Origin of the sequence: Streptomyces sp. NPDC004732, from assembly GCF_040609235.1 — a bacterium.
GTDB lineage: Bacteria > Actinomycetota > Actinomycetes > Streptomycetales > Streptomycetaceae > Streptomyces.
Genome location: NZ_JBEXJR010000002.1, coordinates 514,935 through 539,293, shown reverse-complemented (window position 1 = coordinate 539,293; position 24,359 = coordinate 514,935). Strand labels below are relative to the sequence as shown.

Annotated in this window: 22 protein-coding genes; 10 read left to right on the top strand and 12 right to left on the bottom strand. The window is 69.6% G+C overall.

Translation table 11 applies throughout. From position 1 onward, the window contains the following. Positions 1–62 precede the first annotated feature (62 nt). From ABZV77_RS07070 to ABZV77_RS07060, 3 genes are all read left to right on the top strand, one after another. A complete protein-coding gene (locus tag ABZV77_RS07070; protein ID WP_356251325.1) occupies positions 63–305 on the top strand; it encodes a hypothetical protein in 243 nt (80 codons plus the stop codon). A 2-nt stretch (positions 306–307) separates the two neighbouring features. After that, complete coding sequence (locus ABZV77_RS07065) at positions 308–1,666, top strand: metallophosphoesterase (RefSeq protein ID WP_356251323.1); 1,359 nt, start codon at positions 308–310, stop codon at positions 1,664–1,666. Positions 1,667–1,834: 168 nt separating this feature from the next. Beyond that, positions 1,835–2,233 (top strand): ATP-binding protein, encoded by a 399-nt coding sequence (locus ABZV77_RS07060; protein ID WP_356251320.1) that lies wholly within the window; start codon positions 1,835–1,837, stop codon positions 2,231–2,233. A 15-nt stretch (positions 2,234–2,248) separates the two neighbouring features. Here ABZV77_RS07060 and ABZV77_RS07055 read toward each other — a convergent pair whose 3' ends face one another. Further along, positions 2,249–3,589, bottom strand: coding sequence for an MFS transporter (locus tag ABZV77_RS07055; protein WP_356251317.1), 1,341 nt, complete (start codon positions 3,587–3,589; stop codon positions 2,249–2,251). An 89-nt stretch (positions 3,590–3,678) separates the two neighbouring features. Here ABZV77_RS07055 and ABZV77_RS07050 point away from each other — a divergent pair, with 89 nt between their 5' ends. Then, positions 3,679–4,227 (top strand): MarR family transcriptional regulator, encoded by a 549-nt coding sequence (locus ABZV77_RS07050; RefSeq protein WP_356251314.1) that lies wholly within the window; start codon positions 3,679–3,681, stop codon positions 4,225–4,227. Positions 4,228–4,287: 60 nt separating this feature from the next. On the opposite strand, the gene ABZV77_RS07045 is transcribed toward ABZV77_RS07050, so the two are convergent. The 8 genes from ABZV77_RS07045 to ABZV77_RS07010 form a co-directional block, all read right to left on the bottom strand. After that, entirely contained in the window at positions 4,288–4,737 is a 450-nt protein-coding gene (locus tag ABZV77_RS07045) for a VOC family protein (RefSeq protein ID WP_356251311.1), read from the bottom strand. Between the two features lie 116 nt (positions 4,738–4,853). Then, on the bottom strand, positions 4,854–5,924 hold the full coding sequence (locus tag ABZV77_RS07040) for a hypothetical protein (RefSeq protein ID WP_356251308.1): 1,071 nt from the start codon (positions 5,922–5,924) through the stop codon (positions 4,854–4,856). Further along, positions 5,921–6,562: a hypothetical protein gene (locus ABZV77_RS07035; RefSeq protein WP_356251305.1), complete on the bottom strand. Its 642-nt coding sequence runs from the start codon at positions 6,560–6,562 to the stop codon at positions 5,921–5,923. Before ABZV77_RS07035 ends, ABZV77_RS07040 begins: the two co-directional genes overlap by 4 nt. A 148-nt stretch (positions 6,563–6,710) precedes the next feature. Further along, on the bottom strand, positions 6,711–7,475 hold the full coding sequence (locus ABZV77_RS07030) for a succinate dehydrogenase iron-sulfur subunit (protein WP_356251302.1): 765 nt from the start codon (positions 7,473–7,475) through the stop codon (positions 6,711–6,713). Then, positions 7,475–9,229 (bottom strand): succinate dehydrogenase flavoprotein subunit, encoded by a 1,755-nt coding sequence (sdhA, locus tag ABZV77_RS07025; RefSeq protein WP_356251299.1) that lies wholly within the window; start codon positions 9,227–9,229, stop codon positions 7,475–7,477. The genes ABZV77_RS07030 and sdhA overlap by 1 nt, the downstream gene beginning before the upstream one ends. 16 nt (positions 9,230–9,245) lie before the next feature. After that, positions 9,246–9,740 carry a succinate dehydrogenase hydrophobic membrane anchor subunit gene (locus tag ABZV77_RS07020; RefSeq protein ID WP_150171318.1) on the bottom strand — a complete coding sequence of 165 codons (495 nt, stop codon included), beginning with the start codon at positions 9,738–9,740 and terminating at the stop codon, positions 9,246–9,248. A gap of 8 nt (positions 9,741–9,748) precedes the next feature. Next, the gene (gene sdhC / locus ABZV77_RS07015) at positions 9,749–10,129 is read right to left on the bottom strand and encodes a succinate dehydrogenase, cytochrome b556 subunit (RefSeq protein ID WP_356251296.1); all 381 of its coding nucleotides are present in this window, start codon (positions 10,127–10,129) and stop codon (positions 9,749–9,751) included. A 168-nt stretch (positions 10,130–10,297) separates the two neighbouring features. Next, entirely contained in the window at positions 10,298–10,876 is a 579-nt protein-coding gene (locus tag ABZV77_RS07010) for a 2-oxo-4-hydroxy-4-carboxy-5-ureidoimidazoline decarboxylase (protein ID WP_356252350.1), read from the bottom strand. 241 nt (positions 10,877–11,117) lie between these two features. Between ABZV77_RS07010 and ABZV77_RS07005 the strand changes: the two genes are divergently transcribed. From ABZV77_RS07005 to ABZV77_RS06995, 3 genes are all read left to right on the top strand, one after another. Further along, entirely contained in the window at positions 11,118–12,740 is a 1,623-nt protein-coding gene (locus tag ABZV77_RS07005; RefSeq protein ID WP_356251293.1) for a glycoside hydrolase family 20 protein, read from the top strand. Between the two features lie 108 nt (positions 12,741–12,848). Next, on the top strand, positions 12,849–13,364 hold the full coding sequence (locus ABZV77_RS07000; protein ID WP_356251291.1) for a hypothetical protein: 516 nt from the start codon (positions 12,849–12,851) through the stop codon (positions 13,362–13,364). Positions 13,365–13,452: 88 nt separating this feature from the next. Then, complete coding sequence (locus tag ABZV77_RS06995) at positions 13,453–14,076, top strand: hypothetical protein (RefSeq protein ID WP_356251288.1); 624 nt, start codon at positions 13,453–13,455, stop codon at positions 14,074–14,076. A gap of 13 nt (positions 14,077–14,089) precedes the next feature. Here the strand turns inward: ABZV77_RS06995 and ABZV77_RS06990 are convergent, their stop codons facing one another. Continuing rightward, positions 14,090–14,587: a hypothetical protein gene (locus ABZV77_RS06990; protein WP_356251285.1), complete on the bottom strand. Its 498-nt coding sequence runs from the start codon at positions 14,585–14,587 to the stop codon at positions 14,090–14,092. A gap of 250 nt (positions 14,588–14,837) precedes the next feature. On the opposite strand from ABZV77_RS06990, the gene ABZV77_RS06985 reads away from it, so the two are divergent. Next, positions 14,838–21,635, top strand: a complete 6,798-nt coding sequence (locus tag ABZV77_RS06985) for a DNRLRE domain-containing protein (protein WP_356251282.1) — start codon at positions 14,838–14,840, stop codon at positions 21,633–21,635. Between the two features lie 82 nt (positions 21,636–21,717). On the opposite strand, the gene ABZV77_RS06980 is transcribed toward ABZV77_RS06985, so the two are convergent. Next, on the bottom strand, positions 21,718–22,230 hold the full coding sequence (locus ABZV77_RS06980; protein ID WP_356251279.1) for a hypothetical protein: 513 nt from the start codon (positions 22,228–22,230) through the stop codon (positions 21,718–21,720). Positions 22,231–22,459: 229 nt separating this feature from the next. Here ABZV77_RS06980 and ABZV77_RS06975 point away from each other — a divergent pair, with 229 nt between their 5' ends. After that, entirely contained in the window at positions 22,460–22,858 is a 399-nt protein-coding gene (locus ABZV77_RS06975; protein WP_356252348.1) for a hypothetical protein, read from the top strand. 145 nt (positions 22,859–23,003) lie between these two features. Next, complete coding sequence (locus ABZV77_RS06970; RefSeq protein ID WP_356251276.1) at positions 23,004–23,678, top strand: RNA polymerase sigma factor; 675 nt, start codon at positions 23,004–23,006, stop codon at positions 23,676–23,678. A 42-nt stretch (positions 23,679–23,720) separates the two neighbouring features. Here ABZV77_RS06970 and ABZV77_RS06965 read toward each other — a convergent pair whose 3' ends face one another. Beyond that, entirely contained in the window at positions 23,721–24,110 is a 390-nt protein-coding gene (locus ABZV77_RS06965; protein WP_356251273.1) for a hypothetical protein, read from the bottom strand. Between the last annotated feature and the right edge of the window lie 249 nt (positions 24,111–24,359).

Sequence of the window (24,359 nt, the reverse complement as noted above, 5' to 3'; positions counted from 1 at the left end):
GCTGTGTCCCCTCGTCCCCACCCCGGCGGCGGTGCGGCAGGGGAGCTCGCGATACTGAACGCATGAAGCTCAGCCGCCCTGTCTCCTGGTTCCTGCTCGCCTTCGGGGTGTGGAGCTGGTTCATCTGGATCACTTTCGTCAAGAACCTGTGGAAGGACGGCAGCGGGCTCGCCTTCGACGACGCGGACAACCCGACCGGGTACTTCTGGGTGCACCTGACGCTTGCCGTTGTCTCCTTTGTCTTGGGGACGGTGGTGGGGTCCATCGGGTTCCGTGGAGTCCGTGCTCTGCGCAGAACGTCATAGCCGTGGTTGCCCTCATGGTCCTCGTGGGCCTGGCCGTTCTCGCGGCCTTCGTGGCCCTCCACTGGTACGCGTGGCGCCGCCTGGTGCGGGACACCACGGCCGGGCCCGGGATCGCCCGGCGGGCCGGGACGGTGGTCTTCGTCGCGGCGCCGCTGATGATGTTCGGGGCGCTCGTCGCCGAGCGGACCGGGGCGCCGTTCCTGCTCCAGCAGGTGCTGGCCTGGCCAGGCTTCATGTGGCTGGCCCTCTCGCTCTACCTGCTGCTTGCGCTGATCGTGGGGGAGCTGCTGCGTCCCCTGGTGCGGCGGTGGGTGGAACGGGAGAGGACCGCTCCGGAAGCGGTACGCGTATCCGTGGCGGAGTCCGTGTCCGCGACCGGGTCCGATCAGGCGCGGCCCGCACCGGATCGGGCGCGCCCCGCACCGGATCAGGCTGCCCCCGAGGCCGAAAAGCCTGCCCCTGCGCCTGCCCCCGAGCCCGCCTCCGAGCCTGCGCCTGCCCCTGAGCCCGAGAAGGCAGCCTCCGCCCTCTCCACCCCCTCCCGCCGCCTCTTCGTCTCCCGCATCGTCGGCGGGACCGCGGCCGCCGTCGCCGCGGGGACCGTCGGCTACGGGACGTACGGCGTGCTCCGCGGCCCCAAGGTGAAGCGGGTCACCGTCCCCCTGGCCAAACTGCCGCGCGGGGCCCACGGGTTCAGGATCGCCGTGGTCAGCGACATCCACCTCGGGCCGATCCTCGGACGCGGCTTCACCCAGCGCGTGGTCGACACCGTCAACGCCACGCAGCCCGACCTGATCGCCGTGGTGGGCGACCTGGTGGACGGCAGCGTCGAGCACCTCGCCCCGGCCGCGGCGCCGCTGGCCGGAATGCGGGCGCGGCACGGCGCGTACTTCGTCACCGGCAACCACGAGTACTTCTCCGGCGCCGAGCAGTGGGTCGACCACGTGCGCGAGCTCGGCCTGCACCCCCTGCGGAACGCCCGCACCGAGCTCCCCGCCTTCGACCTCGCGGGCGTCGACGACGTGGCGGGCGAGGACGAGGGGAAGGGCCCCGACTTCGCCAAGGCGCTCGGCGACCGGGACCGCTCACGGGCCTCCGTGCTCCTCGCGCACCAGCCGGTCGTCATCCATGACGCGGTCGAGCACGGCGTGGACCTGCAGCTGTCCGGCCATACGCACGGCGGCCAGCTCTGGCCCGGCAACCTCATCGCCGACCTGGCCAACCCCACGCTCGCGGGCCTGGAGCGGTACGGCGACACACAGCTCTACGTGACCCGTGGCGCGGGTGCGTGGGGGCCGCCGGTGCGTGTCGGGGCGCCCTCGGACATCACGGTCGTCGAACTGGCGTCGCGACAGGCCTGACCACCCTCGCACCTCCGTTCCCTGGGGTAATTGGTTCAGAACTGGCCAGATATGGGTGAGCCCGGGGATGCCTCAGTGACACCGCGGGCCCCTCCGCGCAGCATGGTCGGAGGGGGGAGCGGGGAGGCAGGGGGAACAGGGGGCCATGGGGTGGGGGGTAAAGGGGACGTGCTGAGACGTGATGCCTTCAGATTGCCGCCGCACCCGGCGTCGGTGCCGTTGGCCCGGTCGCGGGTGCAGGACCATCTGAAGGCCTGGGGGCACACGGCGGACGACGGTGCGCTGGACGACACCGTGCTCCTCGTGTCGGAGCTCGCGACCAACGCGATCCTTCACGGGTTCGTCGTGCAGGGGGAGTTCGAGGTCGCGGTGACGGTGCTCGCCGACGGCTCGTGCTTCATAGAGGTGTCCGACGAGAGCTCTGCGGAGCCGGAGGTGCGCACCGGCGGCGACTGGGAGGACGAGAACGGCCGTGGCATGCGGCTCCTCGACGCGATCGCGGAGGCCTGGGGGGTGTGGCGGCGCGGCGGCCGCGGCAAGACGGTGTGGGCGCTGGTGCGGGGGTGAGTGTGCGCCTAGGCCCTAGGCCGCGCCGCCGACATAGGGCGGCGGCGCGGCCGGTGCGTCCTGCGGCTCGGGGGCGGCCTTGGGCGGGAGGGGCGCAGGTGCAGGTGCAGGTGCAGGCACAGGCACGGGGAGGGTGAAGCGGCGGACGCCCGGTACCGCTGCCGTACCCGCGCAGGCCACGCCCACGACGGCGGCCGCGATCCACAGCGGCACCCCGGCGCCCCAGGCGCTCGCCGCCAGCGGTGCGAGAACGTAGCCCAGCGGCATCGCGGCCATCGAGAGCAGCCAGTCGTACGAGGTGACGCGGGCCAGCACCGCGGACGGTATCGCCGCCTGCACCGAGGTCTCCCAGACGGGGCTGAGGAACCCGAGTCCCGCCTGAGCGAGGCCGTAGGCGGTGATGACGGCGGGCGCGGGGGCCCCGGCGGCGAGCAGGGCGAGCGGCAGGGCGTACGTCGCCAGGCCCAGGTTGGCCGTCAGGACGGGCCGCCGCGGCCGGGCCCGCCCGGCGAGCAGCGAGCCGAGCAGCAGCCCGGCAGCACCCGCCTGGAGGAGCCAGATCCACACGCCCTCGCCGCCCAACTCCTCGACTGCCAGGGCCGGTCCGAGGGTCATGAGCACGGCGGCGGCGCCGTTCCAGGCGGCATGGGCGATCAGGCTGGTCCAGTACCAGTCGCGGCTCCGCACCTCCCGCCAGCCTTCGACGAGGTCCTTGCGGAGGGACCGGTGCGGCTCGGGCTGCCCGGCTGCGCGGTCGTGGGCGTGGGGCAGGCGCATGGCCGCGAGCAGGCAGGCGCTGGTCGCGAAGGAGGCGGCGTCGAGCACGAACGCCCAGCCCGGCCCCGCGGTGGCGATGAGGAGCCCGGCCATGGCCGGGCCGCCCAGCACCGTACTGCTCCTGATGACGCCGAACAGGGAGTTGGCGCCGTGCCGGTCCTGCTCCGCGACCGTGCCCGTGATCAGCCGCGGCAACGTCGGCATGGCGAAGGCCGAAGCGGCGCCGCCGATGGCCTCGGCCGCGGCGATGTGCCACAGCCCCGGTGCGCCGCCCAGCAGTTCGATGCCCACGAAGAGCTGGGTCCCGCAGCGCACCAGGTCGGTGATGAGCGCGACGGTGCGCGGATTGAAGCGGTCCGCGACGACCCCGCCGAGCGGCAGCAGGAGCAGCCGCGGGCCCATCGCGCAGCCCAGGACGACGGCCAGCGCGGAGCTGGAGCCGGTGGCGCGGAGCACGGCGAGGGCGAGGGCCGCGGGGATGACCGCGTCGCCGATGAGGGAGAGGGCGCGGCCGAGCAGGAGGAGGCGGAAGGGCCGGTTGCGCAGCAGGGGGTACGACGACGGTCGGGGGAGCGGCATGGAGAGGACAGTATTTCGCTTCCGAACTATTCGTCAACGAAATATCAGGGACCGAAGTGCCGCAGTAGAGTCCTGGCATGGCGGATGGCATGACAGATGGAAAGACGGACGGTCCGGCGGACGATGTGACGGGTCCCCGGGACTGGACGGACGGTCACGTCGAGCGCTGGCTGCCCGTCCTGCCGACGCTCGACCCGGACATCGAGGGCGCGGTCACCCGCATGAGCAGGCTCACCGTGCATCTGCGCCGGGTCCGCGAGCAGTCCCTCGTCGACTTCGACCTGGAACGCCACGAGTTCGACACCCTGCACAAGCTGGCGGGCCGGGGCGGCGAGGCGAGCCCCACCGAGCTCGCCTCGGACCTGGACCTCGCCCCGGCCTCCGTCACCGGCCGCCTCGACGGCCTGGAGCGCCGGGGCCTGGTCCGCCGGACGCCCTCAAGTAGGGACCGGCGCCGGGTCGACGTCGAACTGACGGAGCCGGGCAGGGCGGCGTGGCGGGGCGCGATGGCGGTACTGGGCCGCGAGGAGGAGCGGCTGCTCGGCGTCCTCCCCGAGGACGAGCGCAGACAGCTCTCCGAGATGCTGCGCCGGGTCATGGTGGTGGCGGAGGAGGGCGGGGGAGCGGATTGGCACTAGCCACCCGCCGCATCCCGCGTCAGGAAGCCCGGCGTCAGGAGCCCCGTCAGGAAGCCCCCGTCAGGAAGTCCGCGCCAGCTCCGGCCGCTTGAGGTAGTCCGTGAAGCCGACGACGTTCCCCCACGAGTCGGCGATCTCCACCGTCCAGCCGGTGGCCACGGAGAACGGCTCGGCGAGCAGGGGGATCCCCGCGGCCGCCAGGGCCCGGCCCTTCGCGCGGGCGTCGGGGACCTCCAGCCAGATGCGGGGCGAGGGCCACGCAGGTGTACGCGGCACGATGCCGTCCTCCACGCGCAGCAGCATGCCCGGCGTCTCCTTGCCCACCTTCAGGATGGCGAGGCCGATCTCGTCGAGCCGGAACGCGACCGGGAACCCGGCCCGTTCGTAGAACCCGACGGCCTCGCCGAGGTCGCCGACGGGAAACAGGACGTTGTCGAAGCCGAGCAGTGCCGTGGACTCATCGGCGGCGGGCTGGTCAACGGAAAGGCCGACCGACTGGTTGTCTGACATTCCGTCAGAGTAGGTCGGGGGTCGCCGTACCGGCGCAGGCGCGCATGAAGCCCGCCGGGCGCGCATGATTCTTCGGCCGTACGGCCCCCACACGCGCCCCGCGCCTACCGGTTGGCCTACCGGTTGATGGACTGGATCTCTTGGACGTTGACGTCCTGCGTGCCCTCGAAGGTGCCGTCGGGCAGGTCACCGCCCGCGCCGCCGGTGCCCTCCCACGTGATCTCCCACGTGATGGACGCCTTCATCTGGTACGGATTGCCGCCGGTGGCGCGCAGGTACCTGATGCCGCACGGCGGGTCCTCCTTCGAGGAGCCCTTCGTGTACGGCGTTCCGATGCTGCCGTCGTCGTTGACCGCGCACTCGCCGTCGGACGGGAAGGTCTCGGCGTCCGAGGTGCCCGGGTCCAGGTGGAGGCTGACGGGCTTGGCGGTGGTCTCGGCCCACAGGTCCGTGCCGGGCAGCTCGGCGCGGACCTTCACGGGCTCGAACTTGCCCTTGTCCAGCCACACCCAGGTGGGCACCTTCACGGTCGACTTGCCCTCGGGCTTCAGTTCGACCTTGGTGTCGGGGACCTTCACCTTGTTGTAGGCGTAGCCCGCCAGAATCTTCGGGGTGGGCGCGTTCTTGATCTTGGGGATCTCCTGGGCGTCCTGCCAGAAGAGGTTCGTCTCGCACTGCCGGGCTTCGAAGGTGTCCTCGACGTCGGGGTTCATGACCCCGCGCCAGAACTTCCCGTCCTTGCCGATGTTGAAGTTCTTGTAGCCCTCGGCGCCGTCCGACTGCTCCTTGCCCTTCTCATAGTGGTCCACCATGAGGTCTTCGCCCCAGCTGAGCGAGGGCGTCACATGGACCAGGTCGCCGCCCTTCTTCAGCTTCTCCACGCCGTCCTTGAGCTCCTCGGGGGTCGCCACCGGCTCGTACCAGCAGGACGGCGGCTTCCAGTTCGGGTCCACCGCCACGACGGGCTTCGAGCCACCGCCCTTGCCGCCGCTGACCTGCTTGACCGTGACGCTGGTGCCGACGCCCGCCGTGAGCGTGTTGCCGGAGGCGTCGCCGGACGGCCGGGCCGGTGCGTTGTCGTCCTTCCCGCCGAGCGCGTGTGCCGTCGCGGGCCAGGCGCCGAGCGCGAGAACGGCCGTGGCCACCAGCGGGAGGGACCTCTTCAGCGAGTGCGACGCGTACCTCACTTGTCGCACCCCCCGCGCTCCGTCTCCAGCGAGACGGTGCTCCAGACGCCGTCGGGGTTCTTCCGCAGCGTGGTGCGGTACTGGAGGACGGGGTTCGTGTCGTCCGGGGTGCCCACGCGCTTCTTCGTCTTGCGGTTCTCGGTGTAACCCTTGCTCTCGTCCACGCAGTAGAAGAGCACGCCGCCGACGTCGGAGAGGCTCACCTGCGGGTTGAACACCCGCACGCTCCCGACCAGGCTGTCATTGGTGTCCACGTAGCCCTTGACGTACTTCTGGGACGACTTGAGGGCCTGCATCGAGGTGTAGAAGCTCAGCGGCTTCGCCTGCGGGTCGGCGTCCATGATGGCCAGGTACTCCGCCTTCAGGCGCTCCTTGCCGTCGTCCAGGATCGCCTGCTTCTTCGCGTCGCTGTTGTGCCAGCTCACGAAGTCGGCCTTGAACGTCTTCGGCAGCTCCACACCGGGGCGCTTCGCGCCACCGGGCCCGGCGCTCGCCGAGGCCTTGGGCTTCCCGCCCTCGTCCGCTCCGGCGATCTTGTCCGAGGAATCGTCGTCCCCTCCCCCCGAGCCACACGCGGTCAACAGCAGGGCCGCGGACGCGGTCAGCGCGGCCGTCATGAGGCGGATGGGGCGATGCACTCTGCACTCCAGAGGTGAGGGGAAGGGGGCGTCAGTGGGGGACGCGAGCGTTTTGAGTGAACCCAAGCTATAACCAGGGCATTGCGTATGCACATGGGCCCCGCTCCTCCAGGAGCGGGGCCCATATGACGTACAGGGTGAAACCGGATCAGAAGCGACGCGTGATCAGCGCGCGCTTCACTTCCTGGATCGCCTTCGTGACCTCGATGCCACGCGGGCACGCGTCCGTGCAGTTGAACGTCGTGCGGCAACGCCACACGCCGTCCTTGTCGTTGAGGATCTCCAGGCGCTGCTCGCCCGCCTCGTCACGGCTGTCGAAGATGAAGCGGTGCGCGTTCACGATCGCGGCCGGGCCGAAGTACTGGCCGTCGTTCCAGAAGACCGGGCACGAGGACGTGCACGCGGCGCACAGGATGCACTTGGTCGTGTCGTCGAAGCGCTCGCGGTCCTCGGCGGTCTGCAGACGCTCGCGCGTCGGCTCGTTGCCCTTCGTCACCAGGAACGGCATGACGTCGCGGTACGCCTGGAAGAACGGGTCCATGTCGACGACCAGGTCCTTCAGGACCGTCAGACCCTTGATCGGCTCCACCGTGATCGGCTTGGCCGGGTTGATGTCCTTGATCAGGGTCTTGCAGGCAAGACGGTTCTTGCCGTTGATCCGCATGGCGTCCGAACCGCAGATGCCGTGCGCGCAGGAGCGGCGGAACGTGAGCGTCCCGTCCTGCTCCCACTTGATCTTGTGGAGGCCGTCGAGGACGCGCTCCTTGGGGTCGATCTCCAGCTGGAAGTCTTCCCAGGTGGCGTCCGCCGAGACCTCCGGGTTGAAGCGGCGGATGCGGAACGTCACCGTGATCAGGTGCGAGCCGTTGTCCGCTTCGAGGGCCTCGAGCTTGTCCATCGTCGGAGTAGCCATCAGTACTTACGCTCCATCGGCTGGTAGCGGGTCTGGACGACCGGCTTGTAGTCGAGGCGGATCGACTCGGCGCCGTCGTCGCCGACCTCGCGGTACGCCATGGTGTGGCGCATGAAGTTGACGTCGTCGCGGGTGGGGAAGTCCTCGCGGTAGTGACCGCCGCGGGATTCCTTGCGGGCGAGCGCGGACTGCGCCATGACCTCGGCGAGGTCGAGCAGGTTGCCCAGCTCGATGGCCTCGAGGAGGTCGGTGTTGAAGCGCTTGCCCTTGTCCTGGATCGAGACGTTGAGGTAGCGCTTGCGCAGCTCCGCGATCTTCTCCACGGCCGTCTTGATCGTCTGCTCCGTGCGGAACACCATGACGTTGGCGTCCATGGTCTCCTGCAGCTCCGTGCGGATCTCGTGGACCCGCTCGTTGCCCGAGGCGTCGCGCAGCCGCTCGACCTGGGCGACGACGAGCTCCTCGGGGTTCTCCGGGAGCTCGACGAAGTCGCTCTTCGCCGCGTACTCCGCGGCGGCGATGCCCGCGCGGCGGCCGAAGACGTTGATGTCCAGGAGCGAGTTGGTGCCGAGGCGGTTGGCGCCGTGCACCGAGACGCAGGCCACCTCGCCCGCCGCGTACAGGCCGGGGACGACGGTCGAGTTGTCCGCGAGGACCTCGCCCTCGACGTTCGTCGGGATGCCGCCCATGGCGTAGTGCGCGGTCGGCTGGATCGGGATCGGGTCCGTGTAGGGCTCGATGCCGAGGTACGTACGCGCGAACTCGGTGATGTCGGGCAGCTTGGCGTCCAGCTGCTCCGGCGGGAGGTGCGTGAGGTCGAGGTAGACGTGGTCGCCCTCGGGACCGCAGCCGCGGCCCTCACGGATCTCCGTGTAGATGGAGCGGGACACGACGTCACGGGACGCGAGGTCCTTCATGACCGGCGCGTACTTCTCCATGAAGCGCTCGCCGTCCTTGTTGCGGAGGATGCCGCCCTCACCGCGGGCGCCCTCCGTGAGGAGGATGCCCATGCGCCAGATGCCGGTCGGGTGGAACTGGAAGAACTCCATGTCCTCCAGCGGCAGCCCGCGCCGGTAGCAGGCCGCCTGGCCGTCACCGGTGAGCGTGTGCGCGTTCGAGGTCACCTTGAAGAACTTGCCGGTGCCGCCGGACGCGTAGATCACGGACTTCGCCTGGAAGACGTGGATCTCGCCGGTCGCCAGCTCGTACGCGACGACGCCCGCGCTCTTCTTGACCCCGTCCACCTCGACGATGAGCTGGTCGAGGACGTAGAACTCGTTGAAGAACTCCACACCCTCCTTGACGCAGTTCTGGTAGAGGGTCTGGAGGATCATGTGGCCGGTGCGGTCGGCCGCGTAGCAGGACCGGCGCACGGCGGCCTCGCCGTGGTTACGGGTGTGACCGCCGAAGCGACGCTGGTCGATGGTGCCGTCCGGCGTGCGGTTGAACGGCAGGCCCATCTTCTCCAGGTCGAGGACCGCGTCGATGGCCTCCTTCGCGAGGATCTCGGCGGCGTCCTGGTCGACCAGGTAGTCGCCGCCCTTGATCGTGTCGAAGGTGTGCCACTCCCAGTTGTCCTCCTCCACGTTGGCGAGCGCGGCGGCCATGCCGCCCTGCGCCGCGCCCGTGTGGGAGCGGGTGGGGTAGAGCTTCGTCAGGACCGCGGTGCGGCTGCGCTTCGTCGACTCGATCGCCGCGCGCATGCCCGCGCCACCGGCGCCGACGATGACGGTGTCGTACTTGTGAATCTTCACGGAAGTCGCCTCGGCTTTAGCGGATGTTCGGGTCGAAGGTGAAGATCACCAGCGTGCCCAGAAGGATGGTGAACACCGTGGCGGTGTACAGCAGGCCCTTGAGCCACAGACGCGTGTTCGGACGCTCCGCATAGTCGTTGATGACCGTGCGCAGGCCGTTGGCGCCGTGCAGCATCGCGAGCCACAGCATCAGCAGGTCCCAGACCTGCCAGAACGGCGAGGCCCAGCGACCGGCGACGAACGCGAAGCCGATCTTGGAGACACCGCCGTCGAGCACCAGCTGGATCAGCAGGTGGCCGAGGACGAGGACGACCAGGACGACGCCGGACAGGCGCATGAAGAGCCATGCGGCCATCTCGAAGTTGCCGCGGGTCGAGCGCGGGGTCTTGGAGGTGCGCTTACGAGGCGCCTCGATGACCGGGGCCGGGTTGTCGGAGTCGTAGAGCGATGCGCCCTCGACGGGTCCGATACCGGACGTTCCGGACTTCTCAAGCGTGGTGTCAGCAGACATGTCCGGCATCAGCTCCCGAAGACTTCGCGGACGGCGTGGCCGAGGACGGGGTAGAGCGCCCCGACCATCAGGACGAGCCAGATGCCGACGACGGTCCAGAGCATCTGCTTCTGGAGGCGGGGACCCTTCGACCAGAAGTCGACGGCGATGACACGCAGGCCGTTGAGCGCATGGAAGAGGATGGCGGCGACCAGGCCGTACTCGAGGAGTGCGACGATCGGCGTCTTGTAGGTGCTGACGACATCGTCATACGCCTCCGGGGAGACGCGGACGAGAGCGGTGTCCAGCACATGCACGAACAGGAAGAAGAAGATGAGGACGCCGGTGACTCGGTGAGCCACCCAGGACCACATTCCTTCCCGGCCGCGGTACAGCGTTCCAGCCGGCACGGCAGAACCCTCCGGGAGCGGGGATTGGGGCCAGCCGGCTTGGGTGGTCGGACGGGCCCGGCCGGGTACGGTCCACCGGCCGCTCGTCATCGTATCGACGAGTTGTCGGTAGCCCTGCCCCGGGTCCGCAGGTGTGATCAAACAGGCAATCAAACAGGCACGTACGGGCTATCGGAACGCGTTTGCGATCGGCTCTCCCGTGCGGCGTGTCCCCCGGGTGCGTCCGGTGGTGTGACCCGTGGTGTGGCCAGGCGTGTTGCCGAAGGCGAACCGGGCGAGGCGGCCGCGGGCGAGGCGGCGCAGCTCCTCGGCTGCGATGGCGCGCTCGTCCTCCGGATCGTTGCCGAGGCGTGACCGGATTCCGGCGAGCAACTGGTCCAGTGCCTCGTCCGCGGGGACGTCGTCGAGGCAGATGACGAACGTGTGTCCGAATCGGCTCTCGTATGCGGCATGGGCGGCGTGCAGGGCGGTGTGGGCCGCGGTGTGGCCGGTCCTGGGCGCGCCCTGGTGCGGGACCTGGGAGGCATGGGGGAGCACGACATTGAGAGGTTCGCAGGCCAGGGCCTCGGTGAGGTCGGCGTCCGACAGGTCGTACGCCGCCTCGTCGGAGGCCGCGAGGAGTGCTTCCAGGTCGGGATAGGGCCGGTGGGCGGCGACGCGGCGGGCCCAGCGTCGGCTGCCGCAGCAGGTGAGGAGGACTGCTTCGGCCGCGTCCGGGGTGGCGGAGTTCAACTGGTGCGGGTGCAGCGTGCGCTCCTGGGCAGGGGGCGGCAAGGGTGGGGCGGTGCGGGTGTGGGGGTGTCACAACGGTATCGAGGCGTGCTGTCAGCTGTCCGACGAGTGAGCGAATTTCACCCGAATGGGAGAGTTTGGCTTCGTGATGTGGACGAGCCGCCCGCGGAGGGGCGTCGTAGCGTGGCGGTATGGCTCTGGCTCTGGATTCGGCTCTGACTTCAGATTCGGCTCGCTCGTCGGTGCGAGGTGACCGGTGAGGCGCGGCCCCGTCGTCGCGGCGAGCGGAGTCGCCGTCGCGGGGGCGGTGGTGCTTGCCGTGGGGCTCTGGCCCGGCGGCGACGGCGGCGGCGCCCAGGTGTCGCCGTCGGACGGCAAGTCCGCCGCGTCGCCCTCGGCGAGTCCCGCCAAGAGCTATGCGCTCTCCAAGGCCCCCGCCACCATCCCCGCCGTGCGCGAGCACACCGCGGCCCGCGGCCCCGGCTGGCGACCCGCCGAGGGCAAGGGCCGTGTCGTCGTCGGTGACGGCGGCCTCGCCGACGAGGGGCGGCTGCTCGCGGACGAGCTGAAGCTGAAGTACGGCGGAGAGTCCGACCCCCGCAAGGGCGACGTGGAGCTGGCGCTCACGAACGACAAGGGCGACAAGGGAGATAAGGGCGGCAAGGACACGGACAAGGGTGGCGCCGAGTCGTACACCCTCACCGTGAAGGGCCAGCACGTACGGATCGCCGCGTCCGCCCAGGCCGGTGTCTTCTACGGGACCCGCACCCTCAAGCAGGAGGTCAGCGGCGGCCGGACCGCTCCCGAGGGTGTCGTGCGCGACCGCCCGGCCAAACCGCGGCGCGGCTTCATGATCGACATCGCCAGGAAGCACTTCGACCTGAAGTGGATCGAGGACCGCATCCGTGAGCTCGGCGATCTGAAGTACAACCAGCTGGGCCTGCACTTCTCCGACGACCAGGCGTTCCGCATCGAGTCGGAATCGCACCCCGAGATCGTCTCCTCCGACCACCTCACCAAGGACCAGGTCCGCCGCATCCTGAAGCTCGCCGAGAGCCGCCACATCACGGTCGTCCCCGAGATCGACTCGCCGGGACACCTCGGCGCGGTCACCCGCCAGCACCCCTCCCTCCAGCTCCGCGACTCCCGGGGCGTCGCCACGCGCGGTGCCGTCGACATCTCGAAACCGGCGGCGGCGGAGATCGTCGACGACCTGCTCAAGGAGTACGCCGAGCTGTTCCCCGGCGCGTACTGGCACCTCGGCGCCGACGAATACCGCGCCCTCACGGTCAAGAACCCCGAGGCGTCCTACCCGCAGCTGGCCGCCGCGGCCCGCGAGCGCTACGGCGCCGACGGCCGCGTCCAGGACCTGGCGACGGGCTGGCTCAACGACCGGGCCGACACCGTGCGCCCGTTCGACAAGAAGCTGAAGGCCTGGAACGACGGGTTCTTCCGGGGCGGCACCGAGCAGGCCGCCGACGACCTCGAAGTCGCGTACTGGACCGGCAAGGAGATCGGCGCGCGCGAGCCCGACGAGTATCTGAAGGCGGGCCGCAAGGTCGTCAACTACAACGACGAGTACCTCTACTACGTCCTCGGGCAGCCCAACACCTTCCGCTATCCGACCGGGCAGCGGATCTACGAGAGCTGGACCCCGCTGGTGCTCCGCGGCACGCGGCCGGTGAGCGAGCGGTACGACGACCAGATCCTCGGCGGCACGTTCGCGGTCTGGTGCGACCTCGCGGGCTCCCAGAGCCAGGAGCAGGTGGCGGCGGGCATCCGCATGCCGCTCCGGGCCACCGTCCAGAAACTCTGGGACCCGAGGAAACCCACTCTGGCCTGGAACGACTTCGTGAAGCTCGCCGACGCGGTCCGATAGCGCCATTTCTGCTTTCCGGTAGCGGACTTGCCTGTGTCTGTGGTGTATTCGGCCACGAAAGACAAGTTTGCGGTACGGAGTGTGCGGAACACGGCGGGGGGACGCGGCATGGGTTACTGGGGGTATTACGTCGTCGGCAGGAGCGAGCGGCCGCTGGTGGAGCTCAAGGCGGTGGCGGGCCTGCGCGACGAACTGACCCTCCTGGACCGGCGGCCCGGCGGGTGGCAGGTGTGGGAGGTGCCGGGCGGCGACGGCAGCGACGCCGAGCGCGACGTCGGCAACATGAACACACTGGCCCTGGAGTCCGGCGCGCCCGCGCTCTTCGGGTACGTCATGGACAGCGCCTGCGTGATCGTCGAGGCGGCGGCGCCCGAGAGCGGGGCGTGGACGACGTGCCTGGCGCGGCGCGCGATGGCGGGCTACCTCGGCGGCTCCGAACTGACCGTCGAGGACTACTTCCTGGAGCCCCGCGACGCCGCCCAGCGCGCGGTGGCCTGGGCCGCGGAGGCGGGCAGGACGGTGCCCGCGGGCCCCCTGCTCGACGTACTGAACGCGGATGCGCAGCCCTCGGCGGAGGAGCTCTTCTTCCGCCTCCTCGACCGGCTGGGCGTCGTGCCCCAGTGACTCCGCAGTGACGTTCCCGGGCCGGTGCACGCAGTAAGGGTCAGTGCAGGGTCCGTGACGGGGGATCCGTGACGGGGGAGACGTACGCATGAGCCTGGTGGAGCTGATCGCGCAGGCCGACGAGCGGGGCCTGGCGGCGAGCGGGCTCGCCTGCCTCGACCGGTGCGTGCCGGTGCTGGGCGGCGACGACGACGTGCTGCGGCCGCTGTGGGCGAGCCTCGCCGAGGGCGGCGACTGGACGGGGCCGCTGGCCGAGGCGCGCTCGGCGCTCGGGTCCTGCGCCGGACCGGCCGACCGGGCAGCCGGGGGCGGGGCGTCCCACGAGGCGGTCACGCTGACCCGGCGCATGCTCGACGCGGCCCCCGCCGGGCACTCGGGCGCCGAGGTCAGGGAGTGGGCCGACGGCTGCTCCGTCGCCGCGCTCCAGGTCCACCGCCTCCTCGACACCGCGCCTTCCGGCGCCACACGCTCGGTGGCGGCGCGCCGCGAGGGCCGCGCGGACGGCACGTCCTCGCTGTCGCCCTCTCCGCAGTCCGCCCTCTCGTCCCCGCTGGTCGCCGCCGAACTCCGCCGCCAGGTACGGATCCTGGAACTCCTCTCCAACCGGGGCGCGGGCCCGGCGGGCGGACTGCGCCAGGCCCTGGACGTGTCCATGGAGGGGCGCCGGGTGCTGCGCGCCGTGGTGTCGCGGCGGGCGCGGGGGCGTGGCTGACGGAGCCGGGCGGTCAGTCCCGCTCCGCCGGTAGCTCCGCGGTGCAGGTCGCGCGTCCGTAGGCGCCGAACGCGGTGGCGCGCCGCTGGTGTTCACCGCGGATCGCGAGGGCGCAGCTCGCCTCGCCGCCCTGCTCGCCGAGCTGGATGCTGACGGCCGGGTCCTTGCCGAGCGGCACGCGCACCGTCTTGCGCCACGGGAGTTCGACACCGGTCTCGACGGTGGCGCTCCCTCCGGCGCTCTTCGAGAGGTACGAGACGCTGGCGGTGCCTGTGCCGGTGATGCGGTACGTCACCGATGCCGTGGGCACGGAATGCCGCTCCGGCTCGTCATCGCCGAGGAAGCCGTAGGCCACGAACCCGGCACAGATGCTCAACAGCACCCCGCCCACGGCCACCACGCGCCGGTTCGATATCTCACCGACCACCGTCGGATCGGCCGGATCTTCCGGAATGACGACTTCCCCCAAGTCGACCCATTCTCTACTCCCGGTCGAGTCTTCCTTCTGCATCTTCCCCCACCCCTGTTCCCCGCCCCCTGGCTGAATCGGGCTGGTTATACAACACGGTGAAGGCGATTCACCAGGCCGCGGATAAAACAGACCTTTCGCCCCGCGGATTGTCCGTAATGACACGTCGGTTGACGCGATGTCGAACAACTGCGTAGAACTCTCGCCGCTGATTGATCCATGCATTCCGCACTGCTCCCGAATTCCGCTGTGCGGACAAATGGAAGAAGACCTCGGAAGGGTGGTCGACAGGGTGAGAACGAGATATCGAAGACTGGGCGCCGGGCTCGTGGCGGCGGCAGTGGTGGGCGCCGTGCTGCCCCAGGCGGCCTCCGCGCGGACGGCCGAGGTGCGGCCGGAGAAGGCGGGGGCGAGCGCGTCGGCGGCGGACACGGGTGGGAAACCCCCTGAACGGCCAAGGATCCCGCGCACCCCACCAAGGAAGTACGCCGACAACGCCCCGGAACCCGAGGTCACCTACGGCGCGGGCGGCACCGTCCTCGGCATCCCCACCGTGGTGCACGGCACCGGCGCCGAGCTCTCCTGGCCCGAGTACACCGGGCGCAAGGGCGACGCACCGGTCGGATACCAGCTGCACCGCTCCACCCGCCCCGGCTTCAAGCCCACCCGCGCCACCCTCGTGGCCCCGCTCGGCAAGGGCGCGACGTCCTACAAGGACACCACCGCGGAGCCCACGCGCGCGGACAGCGCGACGGAGACCGGGCGCCGCTACTCGTACCGCATCCTGGTGGAGACCAGGGACGGCCGCCTCCTCGCCTCCCCGGTGCGCCGGGTGGGCGTGCCGAAGGCCGGTCACACGGTGCGGGTCCTGCGGGCAGGGCAGTCCGACGCCACGCTCTCCGCCGCCGAGCCCGGCGCAAACCTGAACGGGAAGTGGCTGAGCGCCGGGTCGGGCGACGGTGCGTACGGCACCACCCGCGCGGCCCTCAGGATCCCGACGTCCGGCTTACCCAAGAAGGCGACGGTCCTCCAGGCCGATCTGCGCCTGTGGGCGTCCGGGGGCGGCGGGCCCCGCCTCCTGGAACTGGGCCCGCTGCGGCGGGAGTTCGCCGAGAAGTCCGTCACCTGGAAGAAGGCGGGCGCCGGAACCCCGTGGCGCGCGGGCGGCGGCGACTCCTCCGCGGCCGTCTCCGACACCACGGAACAGGACGGCACGTACGCCTGGGACGTCACCTCGCTCACCCGGCAGTGGGCCAAGCGCCCGGGCGACAACAACGGCGTGCTCCTGAAGGCCGCGGGCGGCCACGGAACCGTGCGCTTCGCGTCGAGCGAGGCACGCGACGAGGCCCGGCGGCCGCAGCTGCGCGTCATCACCGCCGAACCCACGCCGTGGGACACGTACTACGCGCCGGACACTCCCACCCGCATGTCCGAGGACAACACCTATCCGGTGGACGTCACGGTCACCAACACGACGACCGCGGCCTGGCCCGCGGGTGAGCGCGCCCTGTCGTACAAGTGGACCCTGCCCGACGGCACGGACGCCACGACCGCCGACAACCAGCTGAAGGCCGACGTCCCGGCCCTCGCCCCCGGCGCGTCCGCCACCGTCAAGGCGACGGTCAGGTCGCCGTACACCGCGGACGGCAACCGGCGCTCCGGATACACGCTCACCTGGGACATCCTCAACAAGGCCGACAACAGCTGGCTCTCGGAGAAGCCCGGCATCGGCGGGCTCGCCCAGACCACCGCCGTCGAGGACCCGACCGCGGACCGCGTGGGCCTGGAGAAGCAGCACGCGTACACGGGCAAGAACACCGGCGCGGGCTCGACCCTGATGGGCAACCTCGGCTCGGGCAACGCGGTCTGGTCGTACAACTCCTTCGGCAACCCGGGCCGCGGCATCAACACCTTCGCGCGCTTCACCTACAACGCGCAGGACACCTCCGACAGCCTGCTCGGGCACGGCTGGTCGGCGCAGGCGGCGGGACCCCTGCGGCTCGGTGCCACGCTCGACTTCCATCCGGACACCGGGCCCGGCGAGGCGTACGTCGTCGACGGCGACGGCACCCAGCACCTGTTCCGCAAGCAGGGCGACGGGAGCTGGAAGCCCTCGGCGGGCTACCACTACCGGCTCACCGCCAAGCCGGACGTCACGTCGGTGTGCCGGACGGGCAGCCCCGAGGTGCCGGACGCCTGGACCCTGACCCGCCCCGACGGCACCCGCTTCCTGATCGGCTGCGACGGCTATCTGACGTCGGTCGTCGACAAGAACGGCAATACGCAGACGTACGTCTACGAGCTGCGCGACTCCGGCAACCGCCGCGTCAAGTTCCTCACGGAGATCAAGGATCCGACGGCCCGCACCTCCCTGAAGGTCGAGTACTACCGGGCGGGCGACGCGACCTACGAGTACATCGACGACAAGGGCGAGAAGGCCACGGGCAAGGACCTGTGGAACCCGAGGATCTACGACCACGTGAAGTCCATGACGGACGTCTCGGGCCGCAAGATCTCCTTCCACTACACGGCCAAGGGGCTGCTGGGCCGTCTCACCGACGGTGACGGCGCGGCACAGCCGAAGGCCTTCTCCTTCTCGTACGACGCGGCGCAGGGCAACAAGAACACCAAGCTGACCAAGGTCACCGACCCCCGCGGCCACGCCACCGACGTGGAGTACGGCGACGGACCCGAGTCCAGCTGGTCGACGAAGACGATCACGGACCGCAAGCGCGCCACGACGGGCTTCACCTACGCCGCCGCGGCGGGCGGCGGCACCGAGACCAGGATCACCGACGCCGAGAAGCACACGACGACGTACACCACGGACGGTCAGGACCGGCCGGTCAAGATCACCAATGCCAAGTCCGGGCAGACCCGGCTGGCCTGGGACGGCGAGCACAACGTCACGCTCCTGGAGGAGGACAACGGCTCCATGACGGCGAAGACGGCGTACTGCTACGACGAGAAGACCGGCTACCCGCTCTGGGAGCGCTCGGCGGAGGAGAACAAGGAAGGCGTGCCGCCCGCGGCGGACTGCGCGCCGGGCAGGTTCCCGTCCCACTCGGTCCGCTACGAGTACAAGACGCGTGCGGACGGCTATGCGGCCGACCTGGTCAAGAAGACGTCGGCGGAGAGCCGGGTCTGGCAGTTCGGCCATGACGCCAAGGGCAACCTGAAGACGGTCACCGACCCGAAGGGCGTCGCCTCCGCGGTGGACGGGGACTACACCACGTCCTACGAGTACGACTCCTACGGCCAGTTGACGCGTGCGACGGACGCCAACGGCAACGCGACCGCGTACGGGGACTTCGTCGCCGCGGGCTATCCGCGCACCACGACGGACGCCCTCGCGAAGGTCACGACGACGGAGTACGACGCGCGCGGCCAGGTGACCGAGGTCGTCGACGCCCTGAAGAAGAAGACGACCCAGACCTACGACGCCTTCGGGCGTCCGCTGGTGTCGAAGGTGCCGAAGGACCAGGCGGCGGGCGTGTTCATCACGACCCCGGCGCCCGACTACGACGCCAACGACAACGTCACCAAGGCAACCGCGCCGAATGGGGCGGTCTCCACGGCGACGTACGACGACGCGGACCAGCTCGTGTCGGCGACGGCGCCGAAGGACACGGCCACCTCCGGCGAACGGAAGACGGCCTACACGTACGACAGCGTCGGCAACCTCAAGACCACGACGGAGCCCAAGGGCACGGCGACGCCCGCGGACCCGGACGACTACGTCACGACGAACAACTACGACGAGATCTACCAGCTGACCTCGGTGGTCAACGCCAAGCGGGACAAGGTCAGTTACGTCTACGACGGCGCAGGCAACGCGGTCCGCGTCATCGACCCGAAGAAGAACGCGACCACCGACCCGGACGACTACACGACCAAGACCGACTACGACATGAACCACCGCGTCGTGGCGGTCACGGACGCGGCGGGGCGCACCGTCACCCAGGCGTACGACAAGGACTCCCTGGTCGTCTCGACGACGGACGCCGAGAAGAACAAGACCGTCAACCACTACGACGAACGCGGCGCGCTCGCGGTGGTGGAGACCCCGCACGCGGCCGACACGGTCCGCACGACCAAGTTCGGCTACGACCAGGCGGGCAACCGCATCAAGGTCTTCACGCCGCGCGGTGTGGCCACGGAGGCCGAGCCGGACGACTTCGTCGCGGAGACGACGTACGACCCGCTGAACCGCCCCGCGCGGCAGATCCAGCCGTACGACCCGAAGGACCCCCGCTACAACAAGAAGGTCTGGACGGAGACGACGTACGACGCCGTGGGCCGGGTCGAGAAGGTGTCGGCGCCGCCCTCGTCGGGCGAGACGACGCGCAACGACACGACGTACGGCTACTACGACAACGGCTGGGTGAAGACGGCCCAGGACGTGTGGGACATCCGTACGACGTACGAGTACAACGACCTCGGCCAGCAGGCGGCGCGCCAGCTGACGTCGGCGGGCGGCTCGACCAGCCGGACCATGCGCTGGGGCTTCTACCCCGACGGCAAGCTCAAGTCCCGTGACGACGACGGGGTCCCGGTCGGCGCGAACGAGCTGGTCGCGTCCGGGGCGCAGGCGCGGACGGGCAAGGGGACGCAGGCGTCGCCGCACGTCTGGAAGCTGAACGTCGCGAAGGCCGGCACGTACACGGCGTACGCGGAGGGTGCGGCCGGGAAGTGGACCAAGCTCGGCACCGACACCTACAAGAAGGGTGAGAACGCCGAACTGAAGGCGGCCGCGGACACGGTGAAGCTGGTCCGCGACCACTCGGCGGACGCGGACACCGAGCGCAAGCGCTTCGCGTACGCCTACGACGTCAACGGCAACCTGACGTCGATCGACGACACCTCGACCGGCACGAAGGTCGACGCGTACACGATGACGTACACCGGCCTGAACCAGGTCGACAAGGTCGTCGAGGCGCTGGCGGGCCAGGAGAAGAAGGCCACGTCGTACACGTACGACGCGAACGGCCAGCCGGAGACGCTCAACCACCCCGAGCAGTACGCCAAGTACACCTACGACCTGCGCGAGCTGGTCAAGACGGTGTCGGTGGGCAAGTCCGCGTCGGACGCCGCGCCGAAGGTCACGTCCTACGACTACACCGACCGCGGCGAGCGGAAGACGGAGACCAAGGCCAACAAGAACACGGTCGGCTACACCTACTACCTGGACGGTGCGCTCAAGTCCCAGACGGAGAAGAAGCCGGACGGCAGCACCCTGGTCGCCTCCCACGCGTACGCCTATGACGCCAACGGCAACAAGGCGCAGGACGTGGCGAAGAAGATGAACGCCGACGACCACGCCAAGTACCTGTCGTCGACGACCGATTACACCTACGACCCGGTGGACCGCCTCGCCAAGTCGGCGCGGACGGGGCACGGCGCGGGTACGGAGACGTACGTCCACGACGACAACGCGAACGTCGTCTCGCAGACGGTCAAGGGCAAGACGACGACGTTCGGCTACGACCGGAACCGTCTCCTGGAGACGAAGACAGGGGGCGTCACGGCGTCCCACACCTACGACGCCTTCGGCCGCCAGGACTCGGTGACGGTCGGCGGCAAGGTCATCGAACGCAACTCCTACGACGGCTTCGACCGGGTGCGGCAGAACGAGCGGGCCGACACGTCGACGGGCGCGCTGAAGACGACGAAGTACGCGTACGACCCGCTGGACCGCACGTCCTCACGGACGGACTCGGCGGGCAAGTCGACGGACTACACCTACCTCGGCACGTCCGGCGAAGTCCTCGGCGAGGAGGTCTCGGGCAAGCTCACGAAGTCCTACCAGTACGGGCCGTGGGGCGAACGCCTCTCCCAGGTGAAGCACGCGGCCGACGGCTCGGCGGGCGAGTCCGCCTTCTACGGCTACAACAGCCACACGGACGTCGAGACCCTCACCGACAAGGACGGCGACACCAAGGCGACGTACGGATATTCGGCGTACGGCTCCGACGACCCGTCCGACTTCACCGGCATCGACAAGCCGGACGCGGGCGACCCCGCGAAGACTGCGTACAACCCGTACCGCTTCAACTCCAAGCGCTGGGACGCGGCTTCGGGCACGTATGACATGGGCTTCCGGGACTACAGCCCGGGGCTCAACCGGTTCACTACGCGGGACATGTACAACGGGGCCGCCGCCGACATGAGGCTCGGCGCGGACGCGCTGACGGGCAACCGGTACGCGTTCACCGGCGGAAACCCCATCTCCCACGTCGAGCTCGACGGGCACCTGCCGTGTGCCGAAGGCATCGCGGATTCGTGCGGCGGCGGTGGCCCTGCCCTGTCACGCGGCGTTCTCGCCGACGGCCGGTCGGCGATCTATGACGAGTACGGGATCGGGCACATCGTTGCCAAGGCAGGTGACAACGACGCTTCCAAACTCGCCCTGAAGGCGCTGAACGACGACCTCAAGAAGGCGGGGGCCTTCTCGGACGGTTCCGGAAAGGGAACCGGTGAGCAGTACCTGGCTCAGGACGACACGAAGCCGCTGCTTGCGGACTCGGGATCGTTCACCGACAAGGACGGCAATCTACGCTTCAACGGAACCACCTCTGATTTCATTCGGGTCTCGTACGAGAACGGAAGCATCGTGGATGTCCTCGACTTCGATGCGACGAGTTCCAAGGACGGCAAGGCCATGAAGTTGCTCGCGGGCGACATCAACAACAAGATGAATCCCGAGAGGAAGGGGCAGACGAACAACGTGGTCTATGTCGCCCAGAGCGCGGACCAGGCCAAAGCGGTGGCGTCGCACTACGCGAGCGACCCTCGCGTGCGCGTGCTCCACCCGAGCAGCGGTTTCGACAGCGCACCGGTCTTCAACGGCGCGACCGGCGGTGCCCACACCGGACGCGTCAGCTCCAGGATCGGTGGCCGGTTCCTCGGAGTCGCGGGATTCGCGATGCCGTTCGCCCAGTCCAACAGCTACATACGGAGCTTCGGCGTCGGGAGAGGTCTCATGAAGATGGGTGCCGCTTTCTTCGACCCCTTCGGAGTCGCGGACTCCGTGTCGCCGCCCTCGAATTCGGGGGGAATATGCGATCCGTCGTCCGGTAATTGCGCCTGATTAGCCTCTGCTGACACACGGCACGCCACCGCTGGTATCTCCGGCGGTGGCGTGCCGCTGTTTCGCCCTACCCGGGGTGGGCTCAGTGAGGAGCCATCACGAGGTCGCCGATCACCTGGCAACCGACCCGGGCGGCCAGCCAGGGAGCCCGTTCCGCCTCGACCTGCTTCACATGGACGAAGACCGTGTGGTCGGCCGCGGGTTCCGTCAGATCCAGGTCGCGGACGTTCAAGCACAGCGTCACGAACGCACCTCTGGTCCCGCCCGCTCCCAGTCCCACCTCGGGCGCTGCGGGCCAGCCGGTGAAGTCCCACCGCACCGCCGCGGGGGTGTCGCCCACCGCGGCCAGGAGGGACGGCACGACGTCCGGCGTCCTGCCCCAGTCCCGCAGCCAGTAGCCGTCCTCCTCGGCCCACGAATCAGAGTTCGGGAGGACGTTCAGCAACTGCTCCACGGCCTCCTTCGAGCGGGCGAACGCCTCGAAGTCGACTTCGAGGTCGCTGGTGTCGGCAAGGGCGAGCAACTGTTCAACGATGCCCAGCGCGTCGGCGAGTTCGGCCGTCCTGAGGATGGGTTGTGCGTATGAGTTGGACACGGCAATCAGTCTTCCAGAGAGGAGTGGCCAGACACCTCAAAGGGGGCAAGGGTTGTACGGAGAGGGCGGTTATCTATGTGAGAAGGGGCACGGCTCTGAGCCGTCATGGCAGAGCGGCGACTTTCGCTTAGCAGGAGGAGGGCGCGCTGTGTGCCCTCGGCTGCTGAGGCGGAGGGGTGGAGTCATGAGCGGGGAGAACAGACACAGACAGGTGGTCGGTGCGGGGGAGATGCGGGGGCAGGCGCGGGGATTCGTTGCTCATGTGACCGCCCGGAACCGGCTGCCGCTCGATTTCTCGGTGGTCAGCCTTCGTGTCGTGGACTACCTCATCGACGGTCTCCGCAAGGGCGGCCGTCCGCGCGGCGAGATCGCGGGGGCGCTCTTCGGGCTCGGCGCCTATGTCGGGGAAGTCCTCGTGCGCCGGGCCGGTGCCGTCTGGATCGATTTCGACGGCGAGCAGCGCAAATTCTTCGGGCAGTCCGTCGGCGTCCGGATGCCGGACGGCCGGGTGTGGAATCCCTTGGGGAAGGTCGTCAATTGCCTTGAGCGGGGCGGAATCGATGGCTCCGAGGCCTCGCTGCAGACCTTTTACCTCACTTTGCCAGGGCGCGCGCGACACGTGGCGTGAAGTCGGTGGCCACGACGGTCCTTTGAAATATTGAGTCTTCTTTTGTTATGGGGAAATGCGGCACAGTGAGCCGCAGCGCGAGGAAGCGCGGGCGCGGGCAGGGCACGGGCACGGTGGGCAGTGTCAGCGGGGTTAAGAGGAGAGCGTGGCGCAGGGTGGGGTACATCGCCGTTCGGCGGCTTGTGACGAGGAGCTGACTCGGGCTCTGGCGGACGCGCGGGAGGGGGACGAGGAGGCCTTTTCCTTTGTCTACCGGTGCGTTCATCCCGGACTTCTCGGCTATGTGCGTGGACTCGTCCGCGACGACGCGGAGGACGTGGCCTCCGAGGCGTGGCTGCAGATCGTGCGCGACCTGGAGAGGTTCCGGGGGAGCGGCGCCGACTTCCGCCGCTGGGCCGCGACCGTCGCGCGCCATCGCGCCATCGACCATCTGCGCCGGGTGCGGAGCAGGCCGCGCGGCACGGTGATCGAGGAGGACGTGCTCGACCTCCCGGGTGTGGACGACACCGCGGTCCGGGCCCTGGAGACGCTGTCGACGGAGCGCGTCCTCAACATGGTCGCGGACCTGCCGCCCGATCAGGGCGAGGCGGTCCTGCTGCGGGTCGTCATGGGCCTGGACGGCCCGTCCGCCGCGCAGGTCCTTGGCAAGCGGCCCGGGGCGGTGCGGGCGGCCGCCCGGCGCGGAATCCTGCGGCTTGCCCGGCAGTTGGCGCGGCCGCCGGACAGTGTGGGGCCTGTCCGGCGACTGTCCGCGCTGGGTGGCCGCAGCGGGGGCGCGTCGCTGCCGGGGTACGTCGTCGCGCTGTACGGCTTCTGGTGAGCACCGCCTGCGGGTGAAGAGCCCCCGCAGGACCCTCGGGTCCTACTCGTTGAACCACTCGGAGGTGACCGTCGCGCCGCCGCCGTTCCACTTCAGCGTCATCTGGTACCAGCCGTCGTTGCCGACGTTGTACGGGTGCTTGTCGCATCCGGAGTCGCCGCCGTCCCCGTCCGTCCACAGCGTGGAGATGTTTCCGGCCACGTACTGCTTCTTCAGCGAGCCGGTGACGCCGTTGCCGTCCGCCTTGGTGTCACAGATCTCGAAGACGTCGCCGTCGTCGTGGAACTTCATGTAGCCACGGCCGTTGGGAAGGGTGATGGTCTTGTCGCTGACCCGGACACCGGCGGCCAGGGCCGGGCCCGACGAGACGGCGAACAGGGTGGCGGCGGCAGCTCCGACCACGGCGATGCGGGTGAACGTCGATCTGGCCATGGGGTTCCCCAGCTTCTCTGCGGGGCCGCGGGACGGCCCGGATGTGGCGGATGTTTTCCGCCATGGCGGAAGATTCGCGCCATGGCCGAGATTGTTGTGGCGGGGCGTCCATGTTTCCTTGATTCCCGCTGGAGATCGTGAGGCGGACGGTGACCCCTGCCGAGGTGCGGCGAAACCTCCCCAAGTTCCTTGTGCCACGGCTAACCTGACGAGCCATCATTCGTCGACCGGCCGTCGCGGCCACGGAGA

Coding starts and splice junctions, on each gene's coding strand:
- ABZV77_RS07070 (WP_356251325.1), top strand. CDS start 63: ATGAAGCTCAGCCGCCCTGTCTCCTGGTTCCTGCTCGCCTTCGGGGTG.
- ABZV77_RS07055 (WP_356251317.1), bottom strand. CDS start 3,589: ATGCCGCTCCCCCGACCGTCGTCGTACCCCCTGCTGCGCAACCGGCCC.
- ABZV77_RS07050 (WP_356251314.1), top strand. CDS start 3,679: ATGACAGATGGAAAGACGGACGGTCCGGCGGACGATGTGACGGGTCCC.
- ABZV77_RS07045 (WP_356251311.1), bottom strand. CDS start 4,737: ATGTCAGACAACCAGTCGGTCGGCCTTTCCGTTGACCAGCCCGCCGCC.
- ABZV77_RS07030 (WP_356251302.1), bottom strand. CDS start 7,475: ATGGCTACTCCGACGATGGACAAGCTCGAGGCCCTCGAAGCGGACAAC.
- ABZV77_RS07020 (WP_150171318.1), bottom strand. CDS start 9,740: ATGTCTGCTGACACCACGCTTGAGAAGTCCGGAACGTCCGGTATCGGA.
- ABZV77_RS07000 (WP_356251291.1), top strand. CDS start 12,849: ATGGGTTACTGGGGGTATTACGTCGTCGGCAGGAGCGAGCGGCCGCTG.
- ABZV77_RS06995 (WP_356251288.1), top strand. CDS start 13,453: ATGAGCCTGGTGGAGCTGATCGCGCAGGCCGACGAGCGGGGCCTGGCG.
- ABZV77_RS06990 (WP_356251285.1), bottom strand. CDS start 14,587: ATGCAGAAGGAAGACTCGACCGGGAGTAGAGAATGGGTCGACTTGGGG.
- ABZV77_RS06975 (WP_356252348.1), top strand. CDS start 22,460: ATGCGGGGGCAGGCGCGGGGATTCGTTGCTCATGTGACCGCCCGGAAC.
- ABZV77_RS06965 (WP_356251273.1), bottom strand. CDS start 24,110: ATGGCCAGATCGACGTTCACCCGCATCGCCGTGGTCGGAGCTGCCGCC.